Genomic DNA, 12,036 nt, shown 5'->3' on the forward strand with positions numbered 1-12,036 from the left:
TGAAACTGGACAATAAATCAAAATAAGGAAGTTTTGGAGTTGAAATTGGACAATAAATCAAAATAAGGAAGTTTCGAAGTTGAAAGGCGACAATCGGACCCCCATAAGGTACTTTCGCCCCCCTAGGCATCAACTACTGACCCAAAAGTAGGGGTGGTAATGACCACAAATCATCCCCCATAAAGAAGTTTAGGCCAATAGGTGAAATGTCGAATTTTTCGTGTTAAAATAGGAAAGAAATTCTGGTTTAAGGAGCGATATCAAGTGGCAGATAAACCGAGCCGGTACAAGGCCGTCATTGATGGCAGAACGTATACAATTGTAGGCCGTAAGTCACAAGAACATATGAAGACTGTGACCGAATTAGTCGATGCTGAATTAGCCGAATTAAAAAAAGTCACTAAGAACCTCAAGGATGAGGATCGGGCCATCTTGCTTGCTGTGAATACTAAATCAGAACAAGTTGAATTGCAGAAAAAAGTGATTCAGCTACAAGAAAAGTTGGAAAGTTTAAATGCCCAAATATAAGCGATAGTGGGGGTCAGTATGTTATTTACATTAATCATTTTGTTTGTCTTTATCTATAGTATTTATATTGGGGTAAAAAGAGGACTCATCCTTCAATTACTGATGAGTATCGGCTTTTTTATTTCTTACGGAGTTGCCATGGCATTACACGAAAATTTATCTACATATGTTGAAATGCTCGTACCCTATCCCTCGCCACTTTTAACGGAAGAAAGTCCCTTTGCTCTTTACAGCCTTGACTTATTATTTGATATGGACCAGCCTTTCTATGATGGTTTGTCCTTTGTTATTTTACTCTTCCTTGGTTGGATTGTAGTTCGGATTATAGGTCGCATTTTGGACTTTGTAACAGAAATCAAACTGGATTACCGGGTTGATAGCATTGGCGGTGCCTTGCTGAGCTTTTTTGTCCACTATATTGGGCTTTTTGTTATATTATTTGTCCTATCCACCCTGCCCTTTGATTTCATCCAGAACCAGATTGAATCATCTTGGCTGGCTGAGACCATGATTACCAAGACTCCGGAATTATCCCAAGACTACTATAGCCGGTGGGTGGAAGATGTGGATCCAGATGCAGAAACGTCCTTTGACCAAGATTAAGGCAAAAAAAGGCTGTGGCAAGTGTCATAGACCTTTTTTTATTAATCCTCATTTAGAGTTTGAGAACAAGATACTTGACAAGGAGCGAAAGCTGTGAAAACAACTCAAGAAAAATCCATTGAAGTCCTCGATTTTCCCAAAGTTAAACAGGAATTAAGTCAGCATACCCAGTCTGACCTGGGTAAGAAGATGGCCTTGGCCCTGAAGCCTTCAACCTCTATAGAAGAAATCAAAATGCTCCTAAACCAAACTGGGGATGGGGTCAGCTTGCTACGGATGAAAGGCGGGATCCCGGTCACCCCTTTTGAATCCATCCTGCCTCAGTTAAAACGCTTGTCAATCGGTGGGGGGCTAAACGGGGGAGAGATTGCCTCCATCATGAAAATTATCAAAAATGCAAGAGAGATCAAAAACTTTTTCAGAGAGGCACAAGAAGACGATATTGTCTTAGAAAATCTCTATGCTGTAAGCGACATGCTAAATCCTTTATCCGATTTGTCCAAAACGATCCAGGCCGTGGTAGATGAGGATGGTCGGGTAGTGGATTCGGCTAGTCCCAAGCTAAAGGGGATTCGGACCGGTATCAAGCAAGTGGAGCAGTCCATCCGGCAAAAATTGGAGAACATTACCCGGGGGAGCAAGTCCCGTTACCTAACAGATGCTATTATCACTATCCGGAATGACCGCTATGTCGTACCAGTTAAGGCTGATAGTAAAAATGTGTTTGGGGGCATTGTCCATGACCAGAGTGCAACGGGTCAAACTTTATTTGTCGAGCCCCAGTCTGTCTTGAACCAAAACAATAAGTTAAAGGAATATACCAGCCAAGAAAAAGCAGAAGTTGACCGCTTGCTGGCTGACTTGTCCCAAAAAATCACCCCTTACAGTAAGGACCTAGAGCAAGACTTGCAAGTTTTAACCCTTTTGGACTTTATTGCAGCCAAGGCTAAGTATAGCCGGCAACTGTCTGCTAGCCAGCCAATCGTGGATGATAACCGGGAAATCGCCCTCTATGGGGCTCGTCACCCTCTGATAGATCCAGACCAGGTGGTAGAAAACGACATAACCCTAGGCTTGGACTACAAGGCCATTGTTGTGACTGGCCCCAATACTGGGGGGAAAACGGTTGTCCTTAAAACCCTCGGCCTCTTGCAAATCATGGGTCAGTCCGGCTTGCACTTGCCTGTTAAAGATAATAGCCGGATCGGGGTTTTTGAAAAATGCTATGCCGATATTGGCGACGAGCAGTCCATTGAACAAAGCTTATCAACTTTCTCCTCCCATATGACCAATATCGTTTCGATTTTAAGTGACATCGATGAAGCCACTTTGATTGTCCTAGACGAGTTGGGAGCAGGGACAGACCCCCAAGAAGGAGCGGCCCTGGCCATTGCCATTTTAGACTATATCTCGGCCCGGGGGTCAACAGTGGTCATTACTTCCCACTACCCTGAACTCAAGGCCTATGCCTACAACCGGCCAGAAACCATCAATGCCAGCATGGCCTTTGACGTTAACAGCTTGAAGCCAACCTATAAATTACTTCTAGGCATCCCAGGGCGGTCCAATGCCTTTGAAGTAGCCCAACGCTTAGGCTTAAATAATGAAATCATTGCTGCTTCAAAACAATTGATGTCGGGTGAGAGTCAAAGTGTCAATCAAATGATCGAAGACTTAGAAGCAAAACGTCAAGCCTACCACAAAAGAAACCAGTCCTTGCAAAAAGAACTTTATGATGCTAGCAAGCTCCACAATGACTTGAAGAACTTTTATGAAGCCTACCAAGAACGGTCTCAAGAACTTGAAGACAAGGCCAAGGACAAGGCCAATCGAATCGTAGAAAAAGCCCAGGAACAAGCTGACCAAATTATTGACGACTTACGGCAAAAGCAACTCAACCAGCCTAGTGAGGACAATATTAAGGAACATGAATTTATCGATGCCAAGTCTCGGCTGTCCAATATGAAGTATGAACAAAAACACCTGAAACAAAATAAGGTCTTGCAGAAGGAAAAAGAGAAAAAAGCCTTGGCGGTTGGCGACCAGGTCCATGTCGATTCCTTTGACCAGGAGGGGACTTTGGTTGACCAGACCGGTGATTCAAAATGGGTGGTTCAGATGGGCATGTTAAAAATGAAGATCGATGAAGAGGACTTAACCCTCCTAGAAAAAGGGAAATCCAAGCAGGCAACCAAGCAAGCAAACTCCCTCCGGGCAAATGTAGGATCTGTTAAAACTGAGATCGACTTAAGAGGGGAGAGGGTTGACCAGGCTGTACATCGCCTGGACCAGTATATTGACCAGGCCCTCCTCGCCAATTATGGTACCGTAACTGTGATCCATGGTATGGGCACAGGTGCTGTCCGCAAGGCAGTTAAGGACTATTTAAGTAAGCACAAGCGGGTCCAATCTTATAACGACGCCCCAGCCAACCAAGGAGGGAATGGGGCTACTATAGTCAAGTTTAAACAGTAGGCTTCATTTTTTGCTTCAGCTGACCTAGTTATAGGCCCTAAACAATTTCCTTTAAAGAAAGACAAGCATGTGATAGACTACAAGTGTAAGAGAACTGGCAATATTTTTGCCTAAGGAGGATTAGCATGGTTAAAGCAGTAACAGATAGTGATTTTAAACAAGCAACCGATTCAGGCTTAGTATTAGTTGATTTTTGGGCAACTTGGTGTGGCCCTTGTAAGATGCAGTCACCTGTCATTGAAGAATTAGAAGAAGAAATGTCTGACGTTGAATTTGTTAAAGTGGATGTCGATGAAAACCAAAATACCGCCCAAAAATTTGGCATTATGAGTATCCCCACCCTCTTAATTAAAAAAGACGGGGAAGTTGTCGACAAACTAGTTGGCTACCACAGCAAGGACCAACTGATCCAAGTTTTGGAAGACCTGAAATAAAATAAGTTTTTACTTGCCTAAATCCCCTTGGCTAGCCCTTTTGATGGGTTGCCGATGGGGATTTTTTTGTGGTCTGAACCAGGCTTCAAACCTCCTCGTCTGTTTTCTTAGCCTGGCCTTCTAGTATAGCATTAAGGTAAATCTTATTAGATAGGGTAGATTTGTGGTAAAATGAAGTGAAGCTTGCAGAAGGGCGGACCAGATGTGGAAGTAGCGATTATCGGTTTTGGGGCCAGTGGAGTCAATGTTTTTAGGCATTTAATTAACAACCAAGACAAGCTGGCTTTAACAAAAATATACATTATACAAGATCCAAAAAATCAATTTGCAAGGGGGCTTCCATATAGAGAAGATCATGAGTCCATGCGTTTGAACACTCAACCCCATGCTGTTTCCATGGATGCTGACAACAAAGAAGAATTTACTGACTTTTTAAAGACCCAGGGAATTTCCTATTCACCGGAAGATTTTTTACCCCGGCCTCTTTTTGGTCGCTATTTAAAGCAACTTTACCAAGAAGTCTTATCCCTAAAATACCCCATGATCCGAGTTCAGGTTATTAACCAAGAGGCTATAGGAATTAAGATCACTGGCCATGGTTACCTAGTGGACCTAGCAGACGGCCAAAGCATCCAGGTCCAATCCATCCAGCTCTGTCTTGGCCACCTTGCCTACAATGACCCCTACCATTTAAAAGGGAAGGACCGGTACGTATACAATCCCTACCCTATTCTGGATAAGCTAAAGAATGTTCAGTCACATGACCGGCTTGCCATCATTGGGGCGGGACTGACAGCTTTAGACTTATTTGTTTACTTAAAAAACTACAAAAAATTAGAAAAAATCGACCTGTTTTCCTTAGAAGGCTTGGCCAAGATTCCTAGAGGCTTGAATTACCAGCATGACATCCAGCTCAACTTTGCCTCTAAAAGCCACTTGGTCCAACTTGCCCAAGCCCAGGGAGGTTTTCTTACAGCTGAGGACCTTTTTGCCCAATTGCGGCAGGAAGCTCTTCATCATGGGATAGAAGATTTTGACTACCTCTGGCATGACCATGAAAGTGGGACTTTGGAATCCCTATCCAGTTACTTAGACCAGGTCGACAAATTAAATATTCTCCAAACCATCCTGATCGCCTTTAAAACAGGACTCAACCCAGTCTGGAACCATTGCATGACACGAGAAGAAAGAAGCCGGTTTTTTGAATTATACGGCGACCGTTTTAATCTTTACCTATCTCCCATTCCGCAAAACCGGGCCCGCGAACTTGTCAAAGCTGGTCAAGAGTCCTATCTATCTGTTTATAGTGACATGGAGGCTGTCCAGCTTGACCCAGATGGGAAATTCATTATCCAGGCCCAGGGGAGGGAATATGGTTCCTATGACTACTTGGTTAATGCTTGCGGACAGGCCACCAATATTGAAGACAAGCTTGACATGCAAGGGCCTCTAGTCCAGCAATTAGTTCAAGAAGGCTTAGCTCAAACCGATCCTCTGGGGGGGGTTCCATTGTCATTACCCTAGCTTTAGCTTGGTTCATCCCCAAAGTGGGCCTTTAGCTAGTTTTAAGGTCTATGGCCAGCTAGCCAGTGGTATTGACCCTTTTAACAACTCCATAGAAAAGCTTAGTTATAGCACAAAAATGGGAGTTGAAGACCTGGTTCGGACCTGGTCAGTTTCCTGATTTTTATTTTAGGACCAGAATTTGATATACTGAAAGTGGCAAACTATTTAGTAAAGGAACATGATTATGTATACTGATGGGATTGGCTTTATTGATTCAGGAGTGGGTGGCTTCACCCTGGTCAAAGAAGCCATGAAGCAATTGCCAAATGAACAATTTTACTATCTGGGAGACACCGCCCGGTCACCTTATGGACCCAAAGACATGGCCACTGTCAAGGCATATGCCTTTGAACTTGCCAATTACCTGGTTAAAAACCACCAGATCAAAATCTTGGTGATCGCTTGTAATACTGCGACTGTCGCTGCCCTCAAGGACCTAAAACAGGCCTTGCCCATCCCAGTTTTAGGGGTCATCTTACCTGGTTGCCGAGCAGCTATTAAGGCTAGTGTTAACCATCAGATTGGGGTTATTGCCACCCATGGGACCATCCAGTCCGGTCGCTATGAGCTTGAACTCAAACGGAAACGACCGGATATTGAAGTGACAAGTCTGGCTTGTCCCGAATTTGCCCCCATGGTAGAGGCGGGAGACTACCGATCTGTTCAAGCTAGCAGTGTGGTGAGGACATCCTTACAGGCCCTAGAAGACCAAGATTTGGATACCCTTATTTTGGGTTGCACCCACTATCCCATTATAAAAGACCTGATTCAAGACTCTATTGGCCCTGGTATCAGCTTGGTTGATCCAGGGGCGGAAGCTGTGAATGACTTGAGTGTCTTATTAGACTATTATGACTTGACTAATGACCGGTTTAATCCCAACCTGACCCACCATTTTTACACCACGGGAGATAAAGCCCGGTTTAAGAAAATCGCGGATGACTGGCTTGACCACCACAACTACCGGGTTGACCATTTAAATTTAGAGGAGTTGCAAGAAGTTAATGGAAGATAAAGTGTTGATTATTGCTACTGGGAACCCTGGCAAGGCAGAGGAATTTAAGGACCTTTTTGCCGAAAGAGGCTACCAGATCAAAACCCTAGCCGACTATCCTGACCTTGAAGAAGTGGAAGAAACTGGCCAAAGCTTTGAAGAAAATGCCCGGCTCAAGGCTGAGACCATCGCCCGCCAGGTCAATCAAGTGGTTATTGCGGATGATTCTGGCTTGAAAGTGGACGACCTTGGGGGGATGCCGGGGATCTATTCTGCCCGCTATGCAGGGGAAGACAAGAACGATGCCCGAAACAATGCCAAATTATTGGCCGACTTGGGGGAAATACAAAATGCTAAACGGTCAGCTCACTTCCACTGCACCCTAGTCGCTGCTTACCCAGGTTGGGACAGTTTGGTAGTGGAAGGCGAGCTGGCCGGTCAAATTGCTGACATGCCTCGTGGCGACAATGGCTTCGGCTATGACCCCTTGTTTTACTTAGAAGATTATGGCAAGACCCTTGCCCAACTTGACCCAAAAGAAAAAAACAAAATCAGCCACCGAGCACAGGCCCTAAAAGCATTAGACCGGGTCTTTGACCAGTGGCTCCAGGAAGAAGGAAAGTAAGTGAAGATTTTAGCGATTAGTGACAACCATGGTGACGAAACAATTTTGGAACAAGTCCTCTCCATCCACGAGACTGAAGTGGACTCTTTTATTCATTGTGGCGATTCGGAGTTGAGTGATGTCCACCCCCTATGGCAGCAGTATTCGGTCGTCAAGGGCAATACTGATTTTGGCCAAGATTTAAAAGACGGTCAGGTAGACAAGGTGGATGGGCGTTGCTTCTTTATTACCCATGGCCACTTGTATGACGTTAAACGGTCACGTAAAACTTTGGCTAAGGCGGCTAAGGAGGCAGGGGCCCAATTTGCTTTTTACGGACATACCCATATTCCCAAAGTTGAAACTATTGACGGTGTCCATGTCATCAACCCAGGTAGCATCAGCCTACCTAAGGGCGAATTTCCCCATGGGACTTACTGTATTTTAGATATTAAGGATGACCAGACCAGTGTAACCTATTATACCAGGGACCACCAGCCGGTTCCGGAATTATCCCAAACCCTAGCCTAATGATCCTTCGTTTAGTATGAATAAGGAGATACTTTATGATCAATGACAAAATCCAAGCCTATTTTGTGAATGAAAAATACCCCTTAATCAAGGATGGCGATGAGGTGGCTGTGATCTATTCCTGGCACAAGCTTGACCACGCTATGTTAATTTTGACTTCTGATACCTATAACGTGGTTCCTGTCCTGAATAAGTCTTCCCAGGTAGTGGGGCTGATCTCCATGTCACGTATCGTGAAGGCGGTTGTTTCAGGAGCCGATTTCTCTTTTGGAGATCTTGACCAGTACACTGTTCAAGAGGTTATGGACCAGGACTTTGACAAACTGGTTTTGGGGGAATTTGACTTGGAAGATGTCCTCCAGCAACTGGTGTCGACTTCCTTTTTATGTGTGGTAGACGACCAGGGAATTTTTAAGGGAATTATCACCCGAAGCACCATCTTGCAGGGAATTAACCGGCTTGCTCATGAGATTGACCAGGATTATGATTTAGCTGACAAATAAAAAAGACTAAGATATAAAAACCCCCACCGACTAAATCGGCTAGACTAGACTAGTAGAGGAAATGAATATAGAAAGCAAAAAAGCCAACCCAATGCTTTGGTGTAAGCACTTGGGTTGGCCTGTTTTTGTCTCTTTAATTTTGGTCTGGACTCGGGATATCAATCGTATTGGAAGGAAGTTCAATACCAGCTTTGTTTAAGGCCTTCAGCAGGGCTTCATAGAACTCAACCATGACATCATATTCTTCGCCAGGGACAGTAAAGATAGGAATTCTCAGGGTTACTTGTCCGTTTTCGGCGGCCTCATAGATAAATTCTGGTTGGCTGACAAGGGTGGTATAGTCTTCCATTTTTTTGTATGTGGTTTCTCTAACAACCCGGTCTATGGTTTCGAAATCACTATTGGCAAAGAGGCGGATAATAATCATGGCCCGCATGTTGTCCCGGGAGTGGTTACTGATGATATCAATTTTCCGGTTGGGGATATAGTGAAAAGCTCCATCTAAGTCTTTGACGACCGTTGTTTTTAGGTTCGTATCTTCCACAAAACCTAAGATATCATTTATGATTACCTTGTCTCCAATATCGATTTGTTTTTCAAAGAGGATAACTAGGCCGTTCACCAGGTCTGAGACAAAGTCTTGGGCCCCCAGTGACAAGGCCAAACCAATGACCCCAGCCCCGGCTAGGAGGGAGCCAATAGGGACACCCAGTATCTCTAAGACAGTAAAGACAAACAAGAACAGGATAACGCCGTTGAAGACCGAGTTGGCCAGGCGTTTGAGGGTCTTCCGCCGGCTAGGAGACTGGCCTTTGGCAAAGCTGCTTCCCGCAAAGGACCGGTTAATCAACTTAGTCCCAAGCCATTTGACAATACCGAAGACGATCACAGCAAATAAAATTTGGAGAAAAATAAGTAGGAGGGCTAAAGCAATTTCTTGCCAGTTTAAGTTTTGGAAGTATTCAATCACAAAGTTGGTCCGCTCTGTGGTCTCTTCCAATATTTCACTTTCGGCTAAAAGTGTAAATTTCATTTTCACATCACCGCTTACTATTATATAATAGAAGCAGTTAAAAAGGAATACCTTTAAAATTTTCCTTGAAAGCAGGTTACATTTGTAAAATATTAGCTATAATGGTATTCTGATAACATAATATTATAGAAAGAAGGAATAAGAATGAACATGACAGGGTCTGAGCTTGCAGCTTTAATCGCGGCCATTGCCTTTGCTATCTTAGCCATTGCACTTATTTACTTAATTTTTAAAATTGCTGGCGTTGTTTCTGATCTTAACAATACAGTAGATGAAGTGAATAATAGTTTGAATGTTATTACCAAGGATGCTGACCACTTGCTCATTGAAATTGAAGGGTTGTTGAACAAAACCAACATTACTTTAGATGATGTCAATGGCAAACTAGGCTTGACCACCCCTCTCTTTAAAGCAGTGGGTGACTTAGGTGAGTCGGTTTCCAAGTTAAATGAATCGACTGTCCGCCTCACTGAAAAAGTGGCTGGCACGGCTGGCAAAAAATAGTTAAATAGTTCAATCAATAAAAAAGGAGCGATCGTCTATGAGTGATAGAGATAGAGCAGAAGGATTTTTAATTGGCACTTTAGTCGGTGGACTAGTGGCAGGGATATCTGCCCTCTTGTTTGCACCTAAATCAGGTGAAGACCTCCGGAAAGACATTGCAGACCAAGCTGACGAATGGAAGAATCAAGCCAGTGACTATGCCAGCGATGTTAAGCAAAAAGGTCAAGAATTGTACTCTGAAGCCCGTCAAACTGGTGAAGACCTGGCTAACACTGCCAAACAAGCAGGCAACCGCTACCGGGACAATGCTGAGCTGGCTTTGAACAAGGCTAAAGCAGACCTTAAATCCAATATCAGTGATGATGACGTTGATGTGGACGAATTGCTTGACTCCCTTCAAGAGACAGCTGACCAAACCTTGGATCGAGACAAAGACATCACTGAAGACATCATCAAACAAGCAAAAAAAGATGTTGAATCCTAATTCAACTATACAAAAAGCTTGTAGGCTCTGTCCTACAAGCTTTTTGTTTGTGCGCCCGGCATGGGTGACAACTTGGTGGTGAAAGTCCACTGCAGGCCTGGCAGTAGGAACTGTTAGCTGAAGGCAAGGGTGTCCATCGTGAGGTGGAATCTGAAGGAAGCTGGAGGCAAACACTCGCACTGACGAACAGAAACTTCATATCAAGGCTGATTTGAGATGGATGAGCTTGCATAACAAAGTAAAGTCCAATACTGCACAAGTCCCTTTCAGTAAATGAAGCAGTGACATGAGTGGAAGGTTGTCACACCTTACTCGGGGAGGTCTCACTAGCGTTTAGTAGTAACAACGAATAGTGAGAAGTCAGCCGAGGTCATAGTAGCTACGTTGTAGCGAAGGACTGAACAATATTCATACAAAGTATAGAACGGAGGTTAAAGTTTACGAATAGGACAGAAAACAATCGAAGAGATTGGCAATCGGTGGAGAGAATAGGTGGAACCGAAAGGGTAAGCCGATGCGTCTAGTAAACTTTAGGTGAAATGACAGAAATGTATCGTAAGTCTCCAAACTTAATGGAGCAAGTTGTTGACAGAAGAAACTTGGAAACAGCAGCCAAAGCCGTTAAACGGAACAAAGGCGCTGCAGGTATTGACGGTATGACCGTTTTTGAGATAGAGGAGCACATTCAAACGTATTATCAACCCTTACGGAAGAAATTACTTGATGGAACGTATAAGCCTCAACCAGTTAAACGAGTAGAAATACCAAAGCCGAATGGAGAAAAACGAAAGTTAGGTATACCTTGTGTGCGGGATAGAGTTGTTCAACAAGCCAGACGGCAAGTAATTGAACCGATTATAGACCCGCACTTCTATGACAACAGTCACGGATTCCGACCAGGGAAAAGCACGCACAGTGCTCTCAAGCAATGTGCACAGTATTATAAAGAAGGCTATCGTGTTGTAGTTGATTGTGACCTCAAACAATGCTTTGACACGCTCAATCACGACAAACTTATCTATTATCTTGAACAGTACATCCAAAATAAAATGATACTGAAAATTATCCGTAAGTTTTTGAGAGCGGGTGTAATTGATTTGACTAGCGAATTTATCGCAAGTGAAACAGGGGCACCACAAGGTGGTGTTCTATCACCGCTTTTGAGTAATGTGTACTTACATGAACTGGATAAAGAGTTGGTTAACCGTGGTCACCGATTTGTCCGATACGCAGATGACTTTGTCATCTACGTTAAATCAAAACGAGCCGGTGAACGGGTAATGAACAGCATCACACGCTTTATTGAAAAAGACTTAAAGTTAATCGTCAATCAAGACAAAAGCCAGGTTGGGTCTCCTACCCGTTTAAAGTTTTTGAGCTGTCTGATGAAGCAAGTGAATGGGGATTATCGTTTTATCCCAACCAAAGAAGCCAAGCAGAAATTCAAACGCAGATTGAGAAAGCTGACCAGTCGTAAACGGCCAGGTACTTTTAAAAAGATAATGACTGAAATTAATCGAGTCACCCGCGGTTGGATTAATTACTTTGGTTTAGGCTTCATTAAAAGCTTTATCAAAGAAGTTGAGCAATGGTTAAATCACCGTATCAGACAGCTGATTCTTAAACGGTGGAAACGTCCACGAACTATTATACCAAAGTTGGAACAATATGGACTGGACTTAGATTCAGCCAAACGGATTGCGTATTCACGCAAAAAGTACTGGCGACTGTCATGCACACATGAATTTCATCGTGCAATAACAACAGAAAGACTCAG

At 43.7% G+C, this 12,036-nt stretch carries 12 protein-coding genes and 1 pseudogene; 12 read left to right on the forward strand and 1 reads right to left on the reverse strand.

The genetic code is table 11. The features are described from left to right. Positions 1 to 264 precede the first annotated feature (264 nt). From HMPREF9698_RS07050 to cbpB, 9 genes and pseudogenes are all read left to right on the forward strand, one after another. Positions 265 to 528: a cell division protein ZapA gene (locus HMPREF9698_RS07050; protein ID WP_003778749.1), complete on the forward strand. Its 264-nt coding sequence runs from the start codon at positions 265 to 267 to the stop codon at positions 526 to 528. An 18-nt stretch (positions 529 to 546) separates the two neighbouring features. Next, positions 547 to 1,131 (forward strand): CvpA family protein, encoded by a 585-nt coding sequence (locus tag HMPREF9698_RS07055; protein WP_003778750.1) that lies wholly within the window; start codon positions 547 to 549, stop codon positions 1,129 to 1,131. Positions 1,132 to 1,224: 93 nt separating this feature from the next. After that, positions 1,225 to 3,606: an endonuclease MutS2 gene (locus HMPREF9698_RS07060; RefSeq protein WP_003778751.1), complete on the forward strand. Its 2,382-nt coding sequence runs from the start codon at positions 1,225 to 1,227 to the stop codon at positions 3,604 to 3,606. Between the two features lie 125 nt (positions 3,607 to 3,731). After that, entirely contained in the window at positions 3,732 to 4,040 is a 309-nt protein-coding gene (gene trxA / locus HMPREF9698_RS07065) for a thioredoxin (RefSeq protein WP_003778753.1), read from the forward strand. 183 nt (positions 4,041 to 4,223) lie between these two features. After that, positions 4,224 to 5,564: an FAD/NAD(P)-binding protein gene (locus tag HMPREF9698_RS07070; RefSeq protein WP_040292771.1), complete on the forward strand. Its 1,341-nt coding sequence runs from the start codon at positions 4,224 to 4,226 to the stop codon at positions 5,562 to 5,564. Between the two features lie 220 nt (positions 5,565 to 5,784). Continuing rightward, complete coding sequence (racE, locus tag HMPREF9698_RS07075; RefSeq protein WP_115629301.1) at positions 5,785 to 6,621, forward strand: glutamate racemase; 837 nt, start codon at positions 5,785 to 5,787, stop codon at positions 6,619 to 6,621. Beyond that, positions 6,602 to 7,225: pseudogene (locus tag HMPREF9698_RS07080) on the forward strand (XTP/dITP diphosphatase); the annotation flags it as partial. The gene racE and the pseudogene HMPREF9698_RS07080, both read left to right, overlap by 20 nt. Continuing rightward, the gene (locus HMPREF9698_RS07085) at positions 7,226 to 7,735 is read left to right on the forward strand and encodes a YfcE family phosphodiesterase (protein ID WP_003778760.1); all 510 of its coding nucleotides are present in this window, start codon (positions 7,226 to 7,228) and stop codon (positions 7,733 to 7,735) included. It abuts the pseudogene before it with no gap. Positions 7,736 to 7,770: 35 nt separating this feature from the next. Continuing rightward, entirely contained in the window at positions 7,771 to 8,238 is a 468-nt protein-coding gene (gene cbpB, locus HMPREF9698_RS07090) for a cyclic-di-AMP-binding protein CbpB (protein WP_003778761.1), read from the forward strand. A 133-nt stretch (positions 8,239 to 8,371) separates the two neighbouring features. Here the strand turns inward: cbpB and HMPREF9698_RS07095 are convergent, their stop codons facing one another. Further along, positions 8,372 to 9,271 carry a mechanosensitive ion channel family protein gene (locus tag HMPREF9698_RS07095; protein ID WP_003778763.1) on the reverse strand — a complete coding sequence of 300 codons (900 nt, stop codon included), beginning with the start codon at positions 9,269 to 9,271 and terminating at the stop codon, positions 8,372 to 8,374. A gap of 144 nt (positions 9,272 to 9,415) precedes the next feature. Between HMPREF9698_RS07095 and HMPREF9698_RS07100 the strand changes: the two genes are divergently transcribed. From HMPREF9698_RS07100 to ltrA, 3 genes are all read left to right on the forward strand, one after another. Further along, the gene (locus HMPREF9698_RS07100; protein ID WP_003778765.1) at positions 9,416 to 9,775 is read left to right on the forward strand and encodes a DUF948 domain-containing protein; all 360 of its coding nucleotides are present in this window, start codon (positions 9,416 to 9,418) and stop codon (positions 9,773 to 9,775) included. A gap of 37 nt (positions 9,776 to 9,812) precedes the next feature. Next, a complete protein-coding gene (locus HMPREF9698_RS07105) occupies positions 9,813 to 10,259 on the forward strand; it encodes a YtxH domain-containing protein (RefSeq protein WP_003778775.1) in 447 nt (148 codons plus the stop codon). A gap of 539 nt (positions 10,260 to 10,798) precedes the next feature. After that, positions 10,799 to 12,036, forward strand: a 1,238-nt coding sequence (gene ltrA / locus HMPREF9698_RS07110; RefSeq protein ID WP_003778779.1) for a group II intron reverse transcriptase/maturase, incomplete at its 3' end; no start/stop codon positions are given.

Source organism: Alloiococcus otitis ATCC 51267 (genome assembly GCF_000315445.1).
Classification (GTDB): Bacteria; Bacillota; Bacilli; order Lactobacillales; family Carnobacteriaceae_A; genus Alloiococcus; species Alloiococcus otitis.

Coding starts and splice junctions, on each gene's coding strand:
- HMPREF9698_RS07055 (WP_003778750.1), top strand. CDS start 547: ATGTTATTTACATTAATCATTTTGTTTGTCTTTATCTATAGTATTTAT.
- trxA (WP_003778753.1), top strand. CDS start 3,732: ATGGTTAAAGCAGTAACAGATAGTGATTTTAAACAAGCAACCGATTCA.
- racE (WP_115629301.1), top strand. CDS start 5,785: ATGATTATGTATACTGATGGGATTGGCTTTATTGATTCAGGAGTGGGT.
- cbpB (WP_003778761.1), top strand. CDS start 7,771: ATGATCAATGACAAAATCCAAGCCTATTTTGTGAATGAAAAATACCCC.
- HMPREF9698_RS07095 (WP_003778763.1), bottom strand. CDS start 9,271: ATGAAATTTACACTTTTAGCCGAAAGTGAAATATTGGAAGAGACCACA.
- HMPREF9698_RS07100 (WP_003778765.1), top strand. CDS start 9,416: ATGAACATGACAGGGTCTGAGCTTGCAGCTTTAATCGCGGCCATTGCC.
- HMPREF9698_RS07105 (WP_003778775.1), top strand. CDS start 9,813: ATGAGTGATAGAGATAGAGCAGAAGGATTTTTAATTGGCACTTTAGTC.